At 59.3% G+C, this 15,934-nt stretch carries 15 protein-coding genes; 8 read left to right on the forward strand and 7 right to left on the reverse strand.

The window, feature by feature from the left end; genetic code table 11:
• Positions 1-58: 58 nt before the first annotated feature.
• Both GK109_RS19645 and GK109_RS19650 read right to left on the reverse strand, forming a co-directional pair.
• Complete coding sequence (locus GK109_RS19645; protein ID WP_370460793.1) at positions 59-256, reverse strand: DUF4913 domain-containing protein; 198 nt, start codon at positions 254-256, stop codon at positions 59-61.
• 147 nt (positions 257-403) lie between these two features.
• Positions 404-1,780, reverse strand: coding sequence for a putative toxin (locus GK109_RS19650; protein WP_197432510.1), 1,377 nt, complete (start codon positions 1,778-1,780; stop codon positions 404-406).
• A gap of 1,155 nt (positions 1,781-2,935) precedes the next feature.
• On the opposite strand from GK109_RS19650, the gene GK109_RS19655 reads away from it, so the two are divergent.
• The 8 genes from GK109_RS19655 (at position 2,936) to GK109_RS19690 (ending at position 11,100) form a co-directional block, all read left to right on the forward strand.
• Positions 2,936-4,087, forward strand: a complete 1,152-nt coding sequence (locus GK109_RS19655; RefSeq protein WP_157242130.1) for a hypothetical protein — start codon at positions 2,936-2,938, stop codon at positions 4,085-4,087.
• Positions 4,077-4,904 carry a hypothetical protein gene (locus GK109_RS19660; protein WP_157242131.1) on the forward strand — a complete coding sequence of 276 codons (828 nt, stop codon included), beginning with the start codon at positions 4,077-4,079 and terminating at the stop codon, positions 4,902-4,904. The genes GK109_RS19655 and GK109_RS19660 overlap by 11 nt, the downstream gene beginning before the upstream one ends.
• Before the next feature lie 295 nt (positions 4,905-5,199).
• Positions 5,200-5,442 carry a hypothetical protein gene (locus GK109_RS19665; protein ID WP_197432511.1) on the forward strand — a complete coding sequence of 81 codons (243 nt, stop codon included), beginning with the start codon at positions 5,200-5,202 and terminating at the stop codon, positions 5,440-5,442.
• Between the two features lie 350 nt (positions 5,443-5,792).
• A complete protein-coding gene (locus GK109_RS19670) occupies positions 5,793-6,047 on the forward strand; it encodes a hypothetical protein (RefSeq protein WP_157242133.1) in 255 nt (84 codons plus the stop codon).
• Positions 6,048-6,284: 237 nt separating this feature from the next.
• Positions 6,285-9,197: an NACHT domain-containing NTPase gene (locus tag GK109_RS19675; RefSeq protein WP_157242134.1), complete on the forward strand. Its 2,913-nt coding sequence runs from the start codon at positions 6,285-6,287 to the stop codon at positions 9,195-9,197.
• Positions 9,198-9,560: 363 nt separating this feature from the next.
• A complete protein-coding gene (locus GK109_RS19680) occupies positions 9,561-9,935 on the forward strand; it encodes a hypothetical protein (protein WP_197432512.1) in 375 nt (124 codons plus the stop codon).
• Positions 9,936-10,084: 149 nt separating this feature from the next.
• A complete protein-coding gene (locus GK109_RS19685) occupies positions 10,085-10,807 on the forward strand; it encodes an HD domain-containing protein (RefSeq protein WP_157242135.1) in 723 nt (240 codons plus the stop codon).
• Between the two features lie 41 nt (positions 10,808-10,848).
• Positions 10,849-11,100 (forward strand): hypothetical protein, encoded by a 252-nt coding sequence (locus tag GK109_RS19690; RefSeq protein WP_157242136.1) that lies wholly within the window; start codon positions 10,849-10,851, stop codon positions 11,098-11,100.
• 73 nt (positions 11,101-11,173) lie between these two features.
• On the opposite strand, the gene GK109_RS19695 is transcribed toward GK109_RS19690, so the two are convergent.
• The 5 genes from GK109_RS19695 to GK109_RS19715 all read right to left on the reverse strand — a co-directional run bounded on the left by GK109_RS19695 (position 11,174) and on the right by GK109_RS19715 (position 14,036).
• A complete protein-coding gene (locus GK109_RS19695) occupies positions 11,174-11,395 on the reverse strand; it encodes a hypothetical protein (RefSeq protein ID WP_157242137.1) in 222 nt (73 codons plus the stop codon).
• Positions 11,396-11,466: 71 nt separating this feature from the next.
• Positions 11,467-11,658, reverse strand: a complete 192-nt coding sequence (locus GK109_RS19700; RefSeq protein ID WP_157242138.1) for a hypothetical protein — start codon at positions 11,656-11,658, stop codon at positions 11,467-11,469.
• A gap of 69 nt (positions 11,659-11,727) precedes the next feature.
• Positions 11,728-12,204: a hypothetical protein gene (locus tag GK109_RS19705; RefSeq protein ID WP_157242139.1), complete on the reverse strand. Its 477-nt coding sequence runs from the start codon at positions 12,202-12,204 to the stop codon at positions 11,728-11,730.
• Between the two features lie 32 nt (positions 12,205-12,236).
• Positions 12,237-13,553, reverse strand: coding sequence for a hypothetical protein (locus GK109_RS19710; RefSeq protein WP_157242140.1), 1,317 nt, complete (start codon positions 13,551-13,553; stop codon positions 12,237-12,239).
• 48 nt (positions 13,554-13,601) lie between these two features.
• Complete coding sequence (locus GK109_RS19715) at positions 13,602-14,036, reverse strand: hypothetical protein (RefSeq protein WP_157242141.1); 435 nt, start codon at positions 14,034-14,036, stop codon at positions 13,602-13,604.
• Positions 14,037-15,934 lie beyond the last annotated feature (1,898 nt).

A 15,934-nucleotide genomic window follows, 5' to 3' on the forward strand; every position in this document is an offset into this window, starting at 1 on the left:
CCGCACATGCCACCCCGGCGGTTCAAAAAGACAAGCACCAGACTGGTGTTCTTCCGGGTTACAGCCTTTGAAAGGGCCGTCGACGGAGCAGGATGCCCATGTGGTGGGTTGCGTGGTCGCGCCACCAAACGGTCATTCCGGTGGCCCCATCGAGGCGGAGGTGCTCCCAGGCTCGCCATAGCGCCTCGAGGCGGCTAATCGCTTCGGGGCGGTTCCACCACCGTGGGCACCAAGTAACATCGCCTCCGACGTTGATCTGCCGGCCATGATGGGATCAGACAGTCGCCGGATAGCCTGCGAAGGAGACAAGCTTCACGACCCGTAGTAAGGGATCTCAGCGAAGCTATCTCTTAGCGCTCTTCGCAGCATCCGTTTGAATCTGTAGGATCAGGCCTATCGTGACTTAGAGTACGCGTAGAATTTCGATAATGCCTTTGGCTTCTAGCTCTAAAAGAGGAGCACTGAGTTTAGTGCGCGTGCCCGCGCGTACAACAAGGGTGAAGCGGATCTCATTAGCCCCGGCGAACAGGATAAAATCCTCAAGTTGTTTCGTTAGACTTAGTCGGAGCACATTCTTGACCTCTTCCAGGCCCAGGCTCGTTAATTTGTCCGGTATCCTGAAGCCAGATTTGGAACTGTCTGTTATGGAGATAATCCATTCCTTATCCTCCGGCGAAATACCGCGTGCTTGCTCTCCGGCACGCCCCGTTTGGACAGGTGCGGCTCCGCCACGCTTGGGACCGGCGGATCCGCCTCCTCCCGCTGCTACTGCAAAAGCTGTAGTCGCTTCTACAGCCTTGGCCAGGATGTCGACCTCGCGTAGTGCTACGCTTCCGGCTACGCTGCCTCCAGATACTAAAGCCACGGGCCGTGATGCCCTAGCGACGTTTGCAGCAATCGAGGCGAGACTCTTCGCTAGCGACGCGAGCCCGAGAACTCCGGATACGACCCCGATGTAGTCTCCCAATTTGAGAATTTCGGAGCCTGCTTCGAGGCCGGCTTGCAACCGGTCGAGACGCCATTTTGCTTCCTCCGAATAGGCCTGTGCCACATTTGCCAATCGCCCGTATTCTCCGTGAGTATCATTCAAATCCTCCAATAAATGGAACAATCTGCCGGCGAGATCAATAAGTCCTATCTGAAGCACGTCGTCAGTGAGGTACCAAGGAGCTTCCAGCTCTATGTACTGGGAAAGTTGAATAACAGCCGTGTATGTGCCGATGCCAACGGCGAGAGCCGAAATTCTTTCTACCCACTTCTTCAGGGATTGCTCGTCCGCAGATCCGGTGGCGCTCTTCAATGCTGCGCGTATCCAGACATCAAAACGTGTCATGGACTTCTGCAGAAACTCGATCGCCTTCTGCCAGTCAGGGGTAACGGTTTTGGAGATCGCCTCGAGATTCTCACCTATGACCTTCTCGATTGCTCGGAATCCGATATAGATGCCCGCGTATGCGAACTTCATAACGTTCGAGTCATCTAAGATCCGTTGCTCGTGCAACTTCAGGTCGCCAGTGCTCACCCTTATTAGAGTGCTGCTCCTACTACGCATGGACTCAACGCGAGATTGAAGAAAATAAGACGCCGCAAATTCGTCGGGATACCTTCCAGGTAGAGGATACTTCTTTAGCATGGCTGCTGAAGCCGAGGAGATCAGCTGCAAATCAGAGTTGGGGTCTTTAGCGAGGAGTGAGACCGCGAGTACTGGAATGCAGGAAATCGCTATTGCTTGATGTGCCCCTTCAAGCCATTCCCAATCTTTTGACAATTTGGTCAGCATTACCCCCCAACTTTCATGAATGAGTCGGAAGTAGTCTGATCCGGTGTGCTGCTCACGCGCGTGCCTATGTTCTTTGGCTTCAGGGAATGACTCTATGATCCACCTGAAGTCAGCTGTCGCGCCATCAGGTGCCAAACCTAGTCGGATTCGCGTCGTGAGGCTGTTTCGCGTTGAAGTAACAGCGGCTCGAAGTTCCCCCTGGACAGTGGAGTCGGCAGAAGAAGTGGACCTGAGAAGCCTTTGCATATGAAAAGCCACGTTCGTGATTGATTCATAGTCGGTGTCCGGCAGGGAGATGAACGATGGTCCCACCCAAAGCGCTCCTTTTCGGTGATCCGTGGCGTCGCGCGTTGCGTCTTGCGAGTCAGGGGCACAACATCGGGGGCTCAGCCCCGAGTCTTCGACCTTGCGCAAGGTTAGCGCAAACGCCCTCGTGATGTAACTGATTCGAGTGGTGCGACCGACTAGACATCTCCTCGGGAGGTTGAAGGGGGATCCCGTCGGCGCAAGCTCGGGGCGACGAACAGTGTCTCCCAGGACGAACACGGGTCGCCAAGAGAGGGACAGCAGCAATGTTAGCTCCCAGGCCTCTTGTGATGGGACTGGTTGGAGAGCAAACTGTCAGCAGACATCTTCTCGGGAGGTTGAAGGGGTGTTATGTCCGGAGATAAGGCCGAGGAATCGCCAAATGATGAGGGCAAGATCGAATTAAGTAGCGAATTCAGTAGCCTACATGAGGCAATCTCCTCCCTCCAGGCAGATTCTGATCGCATGACGTACTCGAATGTCTTCGTGCCGCTTCAGATCGAAGAAGGAAGGGGTGCCCCTGCTCTAACGCACTTGCAACTTGACAATCTATCGCGAATCGCTGCATCCCCCCAGCAGCTGGCAACGACGCTGGCTCGAATGGAAATCAAAGATAGGCGTCAACTTCTTTCGATCATCATCGAAAACTGCTTGGATGGAATTGAAGCCCTCGCTCTCGAAGCATCTGGGACTTCTGCAGATTCGGGTAAAGACCTGCATGAGTCAACCGATTCCACGGTTGCCTCCAAAGTTTGGGGCAGGCGTCGTCCGCTTCATAGGAACCGGGTACACATTGCTTCGGGTTCGCCCTTGCGGAGCATTGAAGGCCGTTGGCGAGGGAATATGCCCATGGATCGACTCGTTTCCGCAATTAGGGCGGTTAGCGTAACGTCCGCTGGCAATGACGTCTGGATAGATGCCATTAGTGAGTCCTTGACAAGAAAGAAACTTGTCCTTCCGACTATCCCGTCGATTCAGCAATTCACCCTGGATGGCCCTTCTCAATGGAAGAGTGAAATTGGATCCCTTTTTCTGGATAGAACCAGGGAGAGTCCCTCGGAGATCAGGCTGGGTGAGGATGTTTATGTCTTGCCTCTTGGCCCTGGAGAAGAGGTTGTATTTGAGCAGCGAGCCTTCACGAAGCGACAAATTGCCCTTGAAGACGTGACTGAGGTCGAGCAGCAGAAGGATTTGGAACTGTCCAGTTCACTAAGCACCGAGATGCAGGAGGGGTTGGAGAGGAGCAACGCACGTAACGCCTCGTCTGGAGTGACAGCGGGGGGCCAATTGGGATTAGGCCCACCGGTAGCGAACATTGGCGTCAGTGTGGGCTTTACGAGCAACACCTCTGAAGCGAACAATGAATCTCGTTCATTGTCCGTGAAGAGGGCTAGCGATGCCACCACGAAGCTGGCGGCGAAATACCGCTCCCTTCATCGCCTTGCCTACAAAGTGTCCACGGAATATGGATTTGAGAGCACCTCGAAGAGGATCGTGAAGAACCCGGCAAAGTATTCGGGGATCGACTTGGCGTACTTCAAGATCCTACGACGTGTGCGGCTACGTCAGGAGCGATACGGAATTCGGCTCTGCTGGGCAGCGACAGTGAGAAACCCGGGTGGCGGGTTCCGGGGCCGCATCGACGACGGACGAAGGAAGAGGATCCAGGACGTTACTGACACTGTCTTTTATCCTGCTCCCCCTCCAATACCGGTCCAGAAGACTTCAGCCGTTGAGACAGCTACGGGCCAAAAGAAGATTGTCAACTGGAGCATCGGCGGTGGGACGGATCGCACAGAGGAGATTGTGATTGCCGCGCCATCGGGGAAAGTTTGGGACGGACAAGGGGCCCGCGTAAAGGCGAGCCTGCGGTTCGTGACTAGCATGCATCGCCCTCGGGAGCTGATACCCCTGGATGAACCGCGCTGGGACGGTACTGAAGTGAAGCTCCTTGTCCGCGTCAAGGTCGTTGAGCGAGATCTGATTAGGGATGCCCCCTAACTGGGCGGGAGAATGGAGTGATGTATTTGTTCAAGCGAGCGCCGATTTCATCGAAGATCCTCGATCGGCAGATCAGGCTTATCAAGCAGAGTGGAAAGAATATTCCTCCAAACTAGCCATCTGGCAAGCCGAACATTCCGACTTGGAGCATCGGACTGAAGTCAGAGCACAGGCTTCGGCGGATGCATGGGAGAAGGAATTTCGTGCGTCAACGACTGATCTCGTGGAGCTCACCAGCGTCTTGGTGGAGAATTTGTTTCCGGCCAACTTGCGGGACGAGGCGCACGAAGTAAATCTCTGGCGAGATCTCTTCGAGTGGGATTCGGTGTCTTATGAGCTGTATCCAGGCTGGTGGATTAGCCCAGAGCTGAAACGACCACTAGAACCCCCCGACTCAATCCTTAATGCCAGCTGGGCTCGAATATACCTGCCTGTGACTCCCGGTGCGGAAGATTTGGCGATGCGCTGGTTGTACGGTGGTCGGTTGAGCGAAAAGCGTAGGCAGGAAGTTGTCCGGGATATTGTCGATTTCAGGACGAAGAACTTCGGTTTGGGAGAAGTCGCCTATGGATCAGAATCCAATGCCTTGAAGATGGAACAGAAGTATATGGTTCTCGCTGAGTGGGATGACCTAATGCCTACCGATGGTACTCACGTTGAAATACTACGCAGTAGTACCACTGCCGCAGGCATTTCGGAACTCCGGCAGATGCAAGCTGATGTTCAGCGCAAGTCGGCACTTACATCAGTTGTCCATTCGCTCAAGGGAAAATCAGCCAGAGTCAACGTGGATCTCACTGAGCCTGGGACCAAATAGGAAGTTTCGGTACTTGCGTGTCCTCCGGGAAAGCTGCTGGGGTTGCCCTGATGGTGTTTGCGTGAACGGGAGGGGTAGCTGGAACAAAGAGTCGAAGCTGCCAGCTTTAGCGGTTGGGCGAGGGGGCCCGAGTATGCGGACGTCCTGAGATCAATACCGCCAGGGCGGCCGGCGTCGGGAGAATGTCCTGACGGCAGAGGTCCTTCTGCCGTTGTCGTACCTGCCACGGGATGCGTTCCGGGGGAGGTCCTCCGCAGGGCCCATGGGGCCGAGCGCGCCAGGGAAGCGGCAGCGGGTGGAGGCCGAGCTCGCGAGCATCACGCTGCTGCCCCAGGAAGACACCCTTCCGGGTGGGATTCGGGTCCAGCCCGACGCAGACCTCTCCATGCCCATGAGCTATGTGCTGGTCGAGGCAAAGCGGATCGGCAGGGCGTCCTTCCAGAGAACTCAGCTGGCGAAGGAGTACCTTGCCGTCCGGAAGGCAGCCGTCAGCAGGATTCCGTCCTGCTGCTCATCCTCGGCACTCTGCCGCCCGTAGCGGTGAAGGATACAGGGGCGGTGACGCCGGAAGAGGCCCTGGTGCGGTTCCTTCCGGAGCTGACCGGGGGAGCAGTCCAGGACGCCGAGGCACTCGCTGCCGACGTGCGCGAGGCGATCGCCTGACCTGAGCTGGCCTCCGAAACCAACAGACCCGCGTCGGCCCAGCCGACGCCATGTCCTGCCTTGACCAGGCAGTGCGCCGACCATACAGAGCCCCGACGGGGATGCGCCATGCGCTCTTCGTCGGGGCTCGCTCTTTTCCTTCACTTCTTCGTCGAACACGGGATCAGCGCAGCTGATCCGGAGCAGGAGGTGACAAGACAACCACGCCGGCCACTGGAGGACGACATGAGCATCATCGCCGCACCCGAGCAGGACATACTGCCCCTCGATTTCGATCTGGACCTCCAGTTCCTCGCGCCCGTTTACGACGAGCAAGCTCGTCTGGCCGATCGAAAGCTGTGCCTCGACTACCTGAAGCAGTGGGCCGGTTCCTTCAAGCGCGAAGATGCGACCACCGAAATCAGCAAAGACGACTTCGTAGCGGCTGCCGAACGCCTCGCTACGGCTCGGTCGTCGCAGACGTGGTCGACGGGGAGATGATCGAATTGCGTCTCCCCGTCATTCGAATGGGCGTCATCCTGCCCGTGGAGAACCTGCCCTTCCGCCCCTTGCGGATCCGTGAGGAAGAGCTGGTGATCTGAGGCGTTGTCCGGCGCAGCATCCACGAACCGACGACGCCAACTCGTTGGCATCAAAGGGTGGTTAACTGGGAGCTATGTTTCTTGCCTGGGCGGTTCAGTGGTGCGCAGGAGCGATGAATTCTTGGGGGAGTCTGTCTTGGCGAAGTACGATTTGGATCGTTTGGGCGATGTTGAGTTTGAGCATCTGACCCGAGCATTGGCGATTGCTGTCTTCGGAGCCTCAGCCGAGGTGTTCGGTGTGGGATCTGACGGTGGTCGAGAGGCAACGTTCGAGGGCTCGATGTCCTACCCTGGCGATCGGGGGGCTAAGGACAACTGGAATGGCTACCTTGTCATTCAGGCAAAGTTTTGCGAGGAACCCAAGGGTGTGGCGGACAACTCGAAGTGGCTTCGTAATGCCGTCCAGCGCGAGATCAACGAGTGGAAAGATGAAAAGAAGCGCAGGCGCACCAATGGTCGGCTGCCGGAGTATTTGCTCTTCACCACGAATGTTCAGCTCTCTTCGGTGCCAGGCGTCGGGGGCATTGACGAACTGAACTCACTCCTGGCGAACGAACTACCGTCTCTGGGAATTCGGGGATGGGCACTCTGGCATGGGGATAAGATCCACGCGCTGCTGGACAACTACCCTGGTATCCGGAACCGTTACAACGCCTTTCTCATGGCCGGCGATTTGCTTTCGCAGATACAGAGCCAGCTTCAGCTTGATGGACAAGGACTTGAAGCAATTTATGAGACACACAGCCTGAAGAGTCTCCGACGGGAGCAGTGGGTCCGTCTCGATGAGTCCGGAGCAGACCGGTCCAAGCGCCTTCCGCTTTCGCAAGTCGCTATCGATCTGCCTCACATGGAGGGGTTCCGTGCTGACGGAGGCGATCCGGGCGTACTGCGTAAAATCATTATGCTCGGTGATCGGATGCTACGCCCTGGGGATGAAATGCCTGATCAGCCACATGTGGTCGTCGTCGGTGGTCCGGGTCAAGGCAAGTCGACGCTGGGGTTGCTCCTTTGCCAGGCGTACCGGCTTGCCCTTTTGCAGACGTACCCGGAATCCAAGCTTGCTTCCGCGGATGCCGATGTTTTGAAGACAATGCGTGAGCATCTGGTTCGCGAAATGGGTGTGCCGCTCCCTCTGAATCGTCGCTGGCCGGTTCTTGTCAGGCTGAGCGAGTTAGGCGATGCGCTCACTAGCGGCAAGTCCGGAGGCCTACTGCGTTTTATTGCTGACAGGATGAACGATCTGATCGATGGAGATGCGCCGGTCACCCCGGCGAAGTTGAAGTCATGGCTTCGCATATGGCCATGGATGATTGTGCTCGATGGTCTGGATGAGGTACCCGCTTCGTCCTCCCGCGAGAAGGTCTTTGAAGCGATCGACGACTTCCTCACCGATGCCAGAAGCGTCGAAGCCGATGTGTTCATCGTTGCGACCACCCGGCCGCAGGGCTACGCTCAGGAACTCTCACCTGAGTCCTACGAGCAGCTGACTCTTGCGCCACTCTCGGCCGAGGAAGCCGTGAACTATGTGAGACAGCTCGCCGCCGTTCAGTATTCAGGGGACGACGAGTTGCAAGAGCATGTCGTCCGTCACGCCAAGATTGCTGTTCAGCGTGAAGCGACAAGCCGGCTGATGGTTACACCGTTGCAAGTCACGATCATGAGCTTGTTGCTGGCCAAGCGCGCCAAGCTCCCGGAAAGCCGTCACGAGCTGTTCAGCCAGTACTTTTCGACCATCTACGAGCGTGAGATGAACAAGGAGCCTTCGTACTTGGCTAAGCTCCTTCGAGAACATCGGCGAAACGTTCAGCGGATCCACGAACGTGTAGGGATCGCCCTGCAGCAACGAGCTGAAGACGTCGGGCACGCTGACGCGCTCCTCACAAACAAACAGTTCGAAAGTGTCATCGCCGAACGGCTCAGGGCTGAAGACTTCCCCAACGGTGATGTGCAACGGATTACCTCAGACCTCTCGAAAGCGGCTCTTGACCGGCTCGTCCTCCTTGTTCCGCGGAAGGCCGAGCATGTCGGTTTTGAACTCCGTAGCCTTCAGGAATTCATGGCAGCCTCGTACTTCTTCAGCCTCGGCGACAAGGAGACGTTGGACCCGTTCGAGCGGACTGCCACATCTGCTCACTGGCGGCACACATGGCTGCTCGGGGCAGGTCAGCTTTTCGAAGAGCGCGAGATTCTCCGCGACGGTCTCGTTTCTTTGGTCGGCGACGTCGGCCACCGAGATGAAGCCACCGGCACCAGTCTGCTCGGACCGATGCTCGCAGTCGACCTGCTCGACGACGATATTGCCGCGGACGCACCCAAGTACCTTCGTCGCCTCACCAGATACGCGCTGGAGGCTCTCGGCGAACATCCTGGAAGTCACACAGAGCAGCTGAATAGAGTGCTGAGAGAATCCTCGGAACGCGACACGCAAGCCTGGACCCAGGTGAAAGAACGTATTCAAACGAGTCTGAAGGCTGGCTCCGGGGCGAAGCTCTCCGCGGTATGGCTGCTGGCAAGTCTTTCAACTAGATCAGACAACATCGCCGCACATGCACGCGCCCAGCTCAATACTGCGCTGAAAGGTCTGGACACGGCAGAGTCAGCTGCGCTTGTGTGGTTCCTGCGCGAACGACCAGAACTGATGAAACTGGGAACACTTCGATCTCTGTCCATCGAACTATCTGGAATGCAGAATCTGGGTGACCTCATCGCGCCATACCTGTCGGCGCAGGATGACTTTTCAGGTTCCCCGGGGCAGAAGCCACTGCTCAAAGAGCTCCGCTCCATCAGCGCTACCCGGATCGCGGCAGACGAAATCGTCTTCTACGCCGTCGAAGACATCCCCGATGTGGCCAGGTATGGCCTACTGGACCTTCTCCGTGTGTCGGAGGAAGCCCGTCGGCTGGTTTCCATCGTCATTCAGGTACTACCCATCGAAAATGCGCCGGTTGGTGACTTCCTCCGAACACAACTTCGCGCTGCGATATCCACCAACTCGGCGCAGTGGGGTCCTGGCTGGGCCCAAGATATCAGGGAAAGTATCGAAGACTGATGCGATGTAACGACTGGTCAAACCGGCCCTATGTGAACGCGCTCATTCCATACAGCAACTAACCAGGGAAAGAACTGCAGTACTTGGTGACCAATCAGCGGAGCTCTTCGAGTTGCTGGCTGGCTGAATAAACCCCCTCGCCTAACTTGCCCCTCGCACTCGGCGGGCCTTCGACTCAGAGAACCCCACCAGCTCATAGCTGATGGGGTTCTCTTTTTTTCGATCGCGTCGCGAACCGACTGTTCGCTCTTCTTCCTGCAAAGGATCAGCACAGCTGATCCGGATCTCGTTCTGAATGAGAACTCTCAATGGTTGGCCCTGCACCCGCGGGCCAGCGGACGACGTCTGTAAAGGAGCCTTGCCATGTCTTTCCTCGAACGCATCGGATTCATCGAGACCGAGGGGCAGGAGCGCGAGCGTCTGGCCCAGTCGCCGGAGGGATCCAGCAACCACCACCTGTCCACGCTTCCCATAACGATCCGGGAATGGCCGCAGGACCTGCTAATCGAGCTGCCGGGCTCGACGTTGAACGACCACCGCCTCGTCGTGGTCCCCATCGATTACCGCAAGGACCTCCTGCCCGAGAGGGTCGAGGAGGAGCCGAAGCCCCGCAAGCGGAACTCTGGTTCCTGGACGTGTGCTGTCGTCTCAAGCGACCACCCGAGCTATCCCGTGGGTGGCTACCGCATCGTGATCAGCAGCGCCGAGCTGGCCCGCGGCAGAAAGCTCTCGGTCTGAGGCCAGTCCGACTACCCCGACCCCATGCTTCGGCATCGGGTCGGGGTTTTTCTTTGTCTGGTTCTTCTTTTGTCCTCGGGAAATGCGCTGCAGGGCAGCGCCTGGTGTCTTGCGACAGGAAGACAGCCGTCTCGAACGAAGGAAAAGCCATGACCACCCTGCCCATAACGCGTGTCCCGCTCAAGCAGATGGACCCGGCCATGCTCGTGTTCGAGCTCGACCGCGAGATCCATCGTCTCTTGCCCGGCACCACGAACTCGGAGCTTGTCACCTCCGCAGCTACGATGGCCTCGTTCCTGCACCGGAAGCAGACCCGCTTCGTCAGGGGAGACATGCCACGCGTGCCGTACATTGAGCATCCGCTGCGCGTGGCGTTGCGCCTCATACGGTGGGGCGTCGTCGACGCTGAGCTGATTGCTGCCGCGCTGCTGCATGATGTCGTCGAAGACTGCAGCAAGGAACTCCTCGAAGCTTTCGGCCACCCCAGCGAGAAACCGATGGACTGTCTGTCGCGGATATTCGGCCGGCGCGTCTCGCAGCTGGTGGGAGCGGTGACTAATCCAGCCAACGGCACCAGCTACGAAGAGCACATCACCCTGCTTGCAAACTCCGGCTCCCGGGCGCTGCTCATCAAGGCCAGCGACCTGAAAGACAATGCTGGCTCCATCCGTCACCAACTTGGCCACGGTCAGGACTCCCGGATGTACCGCATGCTGTTCAAGTACATGCCTGCCGTCGAAATTGTGGCCAAAGGTCTGCGCAGCTCACTCTGTTGCCTCACGGCCCAGCCGTGCACCCTGGCCGCCGTCGTCGAGATGGAGGACCTCAGCCACGATCTGGCAGCCTTGTCGGCCGAACACGGCATTGACTGAAAACCAAGCAGACCAGTCAAAAAGTTTAGGAAGGAACTTTGATGGGTACCAGACAAGTAACCCTCACCTCCTGTGATCGTTGCGGAGCTGAGACTGATATTGATGTTACCCACGAGAATTCGGACAACTACGATCCGAATGCCCACGTATGGCGGACCCTGAAATTCCACTACATCCAGCCCTGGTTCTTTCTCTGCCCGGACTGTGTGCAGGCCTTCCTGAAGTTCATCGCCATGGAAGCAGTACTACCTGTCAAAGTGATTCGCAGAGCCGACCGCGCCTCAACCGAATGACCAACAGCACTGCAAAGACCCCACCGCCAGGAGCTCAGGCTCCGACGGTGGGGTCTCTTTTTTCGTCAGTGAGTTACGGCTGCTCGGGATCGTCGGGATTGTCGCTGTCGTCGACGTCCTTCATTCGCTGTTCCAGCCTGGCTGCGTGGACCTGCTTGGCTTTCCGGTAAAGCTTTACGCCACCGGAAACGATGACGACGGTGCCGGCCACGACGCCTGCAATGATCAGGTCCTCCACACGGGTGTCATGACTGCCGTCGTGGTAACCCTTGCCATAGACCGCGCTTCCACGCACGAGTCCCCCCCTTTTGAAATACAAATGACGCCCAAGCCTACCTTAGGGGTCCACCATCAACAGGGCGTCCATCAGGCAACGCCATCGGAGAGAACAACGCCGAGCAGGAACACCAGGGCAGAGAACCCCATCAGGAGCACAGCGAAGACCGCCGGCCGTTCCTCGTACAACTGCCTGAGCCGGGCAACCATACCGGATGGCTTATCTCTGGGTTTGTGCTGGTCCTTCTTGGGTCCGTCGTTGGTCTTGTCGTGATCGGTCATTGTGCTGATGCCTCCTTGGGGCGGTGTATGGACTGCTGCTGGTCGGTCTGTAGTCTCCGTCGGGACGAGTCAGGACCGGGGTTCATTTCCAGGGAGCTGCAACGCTGCGCCCTCGCGCTCCTTATAGACCTCGTAGAGCGTCCGGCCCGTCGAATCGACCTGCAGAAACGCCAGCAGCGCCTGGTCGACGTCGATCATCCTGGCGGCCACGAGCGCAAGCTGCGCTTCGAGCCAGGTCTTCATGACCCGCCAGGCGACGCGTTCTGCCTGGGCCCGGCTGGTCCTCTCGGCCTTGCTGCCTGACTTCAGGCGGCCGGCCTTCTCTTCGCTGCGGAGCAGCGCCTCCATACGGTCGACGCTGGCAGGGAGCGAGAAGCCGCGCTGGCCGTGCGGCGTCTCCAAGACGAAGTCGAGTGCGCTGGGCACACCGGAGGCGTCGTAGTCGACGCTGATCCGGCGTGCTCCATGCGCAGCAAGCAGAGCCTGCATCTCGGCGACAGTCTGTGCCGCCGAGATCTTCGTCGTGTAGTTGACAGGCACTACCATGGCTCAGCCTCCCGCCCCGGCGCTACGGCTCATCACGCCGCAGCCTTGCTCCGCTTGGCCACAGGCTTGGCGCTCTTCGCGACGGCGTTGGCCGCCAGGTAGAGACCCTCGCGGTTCAGGTGCCGCGAGTATGCAGCATCGAGATACAGCACCGGGATCGAGCCGGCTGCCTTCTGCAGGACCGGGCGCAGGATCTCCTTGATCGGACCCGAGCCGCCGCCGTAGACATAGACCACCTCGGTGGTACCGCCGACCTCGGTGAGGACGTCCTCGAACCGCGAGGCGATCTCGTCGCAAAGGTACTCAGCCTCTTCCGAGACGAAGCCGGCCGCCCTGTCGAAGCGACCCTGCAGGAACACGCTCGGCTCCTGCTGCAGGAAATCGGCCAGGGCCTTGCGGTTCTTGAACCGCAAGTCCTTATCACCGCTGGTGCTCATGCGGTCCAGGGCGTTCGTCAGCGCGGTGCCATAGCCCTGCTCGAGGGTCCCAGCAGCTTCAGAGTTGAACGCGCCGTCGGTGAAGACCGGGAAGTTCACGGTGCCCTCGCCGACGTCGACACCAACGGTGTTGCGTACGCCGACCAGCAGGCCTGCGGTGACGCCCTTCAGGCGCGCGGCCTCCTCCGGATCCGAGGCCCGCAGGTCATCAAGCAGAGCCTGTGCCAGCGGCTCGCCCTTGTCGGTGATCGCAAACTGCGCGGACGCACCCTCAGGCAGCACCTGCACGTCCTCGAACGTGAGGCGCACGGTGACCGGAGTGCTGAAGTTCTTGATCGTCACCAGGTGAACCGTCGGATCCGCGCTGCCGAGGCGGCCGATGAACTGGGCGGCGTAAGAACTGCGGCGCTGCACGTACTCGGCGATCGGCAGTGCCAGGCCCGTGCGCACCGAGGCATGCAGCTCGTGATCCGGCAGAGTACCGTGGTCGCGCACGTGGTCGCGCAGTACCTTGGCGGCGAATACACCAAGGACAAGCACGAAGCTCAGCTCCTGATCGGCCTTCGAGCGGGCACCGAGGACCTCAAACTGTGTGAACTTCGAGCCCGGAGTACTCAGCGCCGCGCGGCCGAACGTGCGCAGGTCCGAGTGCCCGACCAGGGGAGTGGTGAATGAGGCTGCGAGGTGATTGTAGAAGTCATCCTCGACGACGATCCTGAGGGCATCTGCATCAGCCTCGGGTACCTTCGGCGTGGCGCGTGAGGTGCTCACCACCGCAGAGGGCAGATCGATTGCGTCGAAGACCTCCTTGCCGTTCACTTCGCCGCGGATGACGCCCTTGACGTAGCCGTTACCGACATCGATGCCGCCGGTGAGCTCAATGGTTTTCTCGGTGGTGCTGTTGCTGCTCATGGTCTGTGTCCTTCTCGTTCAGGTGTTCGTTGTCTCAGGAAGTACGGATCAGTGGGTGAGGAAGGCATCCAACCCGGATGGAGCGGCCTTTACGACTGGAGGCTCGAGGTGCTGCGCGGGCGTCTCGATGAATGGTTCTTCATCAACCTCGGCCGGCTGGGTGCCGACCTGCGCTGCCTGCTCGGTCACAGCCTGCACCTCTGCTCGAGCAGGAACTGGAGCCCCGGTGTTGGCTGTGCCTGCTTCCGGTTCAGCGCCAGTGGCCTGGAGCTCGGACTCGCTCTGCGGCGGTCGGCCCCGGCGGGGCAGCTGCTCGATGGGCCTGTTCACGACGTCGATGTAGCCGTCCCGCTGAATGGACTCGCGGATCAGCAGCTGCAGGGATTGCGAGATGTCGTTCTGCGTATCCAGCCACTGGTTCGTCGACACGTCCACGCGCGGGACGCTCCAGCGCAGGCGGCGCGGCTCAGCAGGCTTCGCCATGATTCACACCCTCTGGCGCAGTCGTGCTGGTGGCCTTGCTTGCAGTCATCACGGACCCCTCTCGTGCGTGGTCCGCGATGGATATCACCATTTGCGGCCCTTTCGACTCATCTATCAGTCATCAGTCTATGGTCTTTCAATGGTCTCTGCAAGGACCAGTGAAAGACCATCGTGAGTCCATGACTGAATGCGGCAGAAATCGAGGCATCGGAGCACTGGGCTGGCTTTGGTTCCGTCAGCGCCACCGGCAGGACCCGAATAAGTCCAGTGCCGGGCCAGCGCGCCCGAAGGCGCTGGACCGGCCGAGGTCTCACCCGGGACCGGCACTCGGTCCCACAGGGGCCACTACTGGACCTCGAAAAGGCCAAGTCACAACACAGGGCGGGTATGGGTCCCCATATGGTGCAGGTGCGCCCACGGAAAGACTGCGATCAGTCCACCCATGAGACCCGGACCAGCAAAAGACCAGTGCAGGACCTGCAATGCGCCAACATGAGTCCCCTGACGCGACGTGGGGTGCTCAATGGGCTGTGAATGCCCTCTCTGGACTCATTCGGGTCCCTACTGCGTCTCTGTCGCGTAAAGGTATGGCCATACAGAGACACCTATCAGTCCGTATCGGGGCCACGTGCTGTCCTGTTGCTTCATTACGATCGGGGCGGTAAACCATGCCCAGGTACCCGCCGGCGATGCCCCAGACAAGCGTTGGAGCCTGGTGGAAAGAGAGTCTGGTCAGATGTCGGTGCAGGGTTGCTGCGCAAGCGGTGCAAGCGGCGTCACCGACTCGTCGTGGGGCCCGCAGGGAGAGCGGATGGAAAAGGCGTGAAGGGGAGTAGGCCCACGCAGTCGGCGAGGGGGCTAAGACTCCCGTTCCTGGAGCGAGGTCATCCGGCTTACGCCTGGAACCGATGGAGGGACCCCGCTCCAGGAACGTCCTCCTGGCAGAAGCCCATGACGACTCGGCGACGCTGGAGGAAGTGACGCTGCGTGGGATCCGGGGCAGACGGTCGCAGCCAGGGGAGTTCTCTTCTTCTGATGCGTCCACGAGACAGTGGCCCGGCGGTGTGCCTCAAAGACTCGCGCAGGCGCTCGTCAGTGGGAGCAACCAAGGTGGGAGTAAGCCGGGCCGGTACGGGCACCGACAAGGAAGCGTCAGAGTGCCCGCCTTTGACGCGGTGCGACATGTGCTGACACAGCAATGGGACACAGCCGGACCAGCACGGCACGGCGACGCAACAGGGCGGTGCTGAAACTGCATCAACCCGTCGATGCAGTGCTGTAGCCACAGGGTTATCCACAGCCTGACGCGACGGGGTCGCGGTGTGGGAAGACCGCTGCGCGCCATGTCTGATGCGCCTGTGGCAGCACAGTGTGACAGTGCAGTGACCGGGCTGCGCCCGTCGTCGCTGGCGCTCCGTGTGAGGACCCGTACGGGTAGCGGCTCGTACCTCGCCATGGAGCTGAAAATGCACCCGTACGGCGTTGCCACGGTCGGCAAAAGGGCTGTACAGCCAAAAGCAGCTATATCCAAGGGAAACGACATGACCCGTACACCCGCTGCGCGGATGAGAGGCGGTGTACGGGTCAAGGGTGTACGGGTCGTTTCCCCTGATATTCCAGGCTTCCGCTAAAGCTCCAGCCGTGGAACAGCGAGACGAACGGCAAGAAGGAAAAGGGCATAAGGGAACCTGGCAACAGCGGTCCTGCGGACCCTCCGCTTCGCTCCGGTCTCTTGCTGCGCTTCGAGACGCTGTTGGTCGGCATAGCCGACGGGTTCCACCGCTCGCTTCGCTCGCTAGTCCGTCAGTCGCTGCGCTCCCTCCGGCTATGCCCAGCGCTGCGCTTGAGTGGTGGATGCCCACCGCCGCCCGCTGCAGTTGTCCACAGGTGGACCCCGC

Origin of the sequence: Pseudarthrobacter sp. GA104, from assembly GCF_009741265.1 — a bacterium.
In the GTDB taxonomy this organism is placed as follows: Bacteria; Actinomycetota; Actinomycetes; order Actinomycetales; family Micrococcaceae; genus Arthrobacter.

Excerpts from the sequence above, each read along its gene's own strand:
- GK109_RS19650 (WP_197432510.1), bottom strand. The coding sequence starts at position 1,780 with ATGCTGACCAAATTGTCAAAAGATTGGGAATGGCTTGAAGGGGCACAT.
- GK109_RS19655 (WP_157242130.1), top strand. The coding sequence starts at position 2,936 with ATGGATCGACTCGTTTCCGCAATTAGGGCGGTTAGCGTAACGTCCGCT.
- GK109_RS19660 (WP_157242131.1), top strand. The coding sequence starts at position 4,077 with ATGCCCCCTAACTGGGCGGGAGAATGGAGTGATGTATTTGTTCAAGCG.
- GK109_RS19670 (WP_157242133.1), top strand. The coding sequence starts at position 5,793 with ATGAGCATCATCGCCGCACCCGAGCAGGACATACTGCCCCTCGATTTC.
- GK109_RS19680 (WP_197432512.1), top strand. The coding sequence starts at position 9,561 with ATGTCTTTCCTCGAACGCATCGGATTCATCGAGACCGAGGGGCAGGAG.
- GK109_RS19685 (WP_157242135.1), top strand. The coding sequence starts at position 10,085 with ATGACCACCCTGCCCATAACGCGTGTCCCGCTCAAGCAGATGGACCCG.
- GK109_RS19690 (WP_157242136.1), top strand. The coding sequence starts at position 10,849 with ATGGGTACCAGACAAGTAACCCTCACCTCCTGTGATCGTTGCGGAGCT.
- GK109_RS19700 (WP_157242138.1), bottom strand. The coding sequence starts at position 11,658 with ATGACCGATCACGACAAGACCAACGACGGACCCAAGAAGGACCAGCAC.
- GK109_RS19705 (WP_157242139.1), bottom strand. The coding sequence starts at position 12,204 with ATGGTAGTGCCTGTCAACTACACGACGAAGATCTCGGCGGCACAGACT.
- GK109_RS19710 (WP_157242140.1), bottom strand. The coding sequence starts at position 13,553 with ATGAGCAGCAACAGCACCACCGAGAAAACCATTGAGCTCACCGGCGGC.
- GK109_RS19715 (WP_157242141.1), bottom strand. The coding sequence starts at position 14,036 with ATGGCGAAGCCTGCTGAGCCGCGCCGCCTGCGCTGGAGCGTCCCGCGC.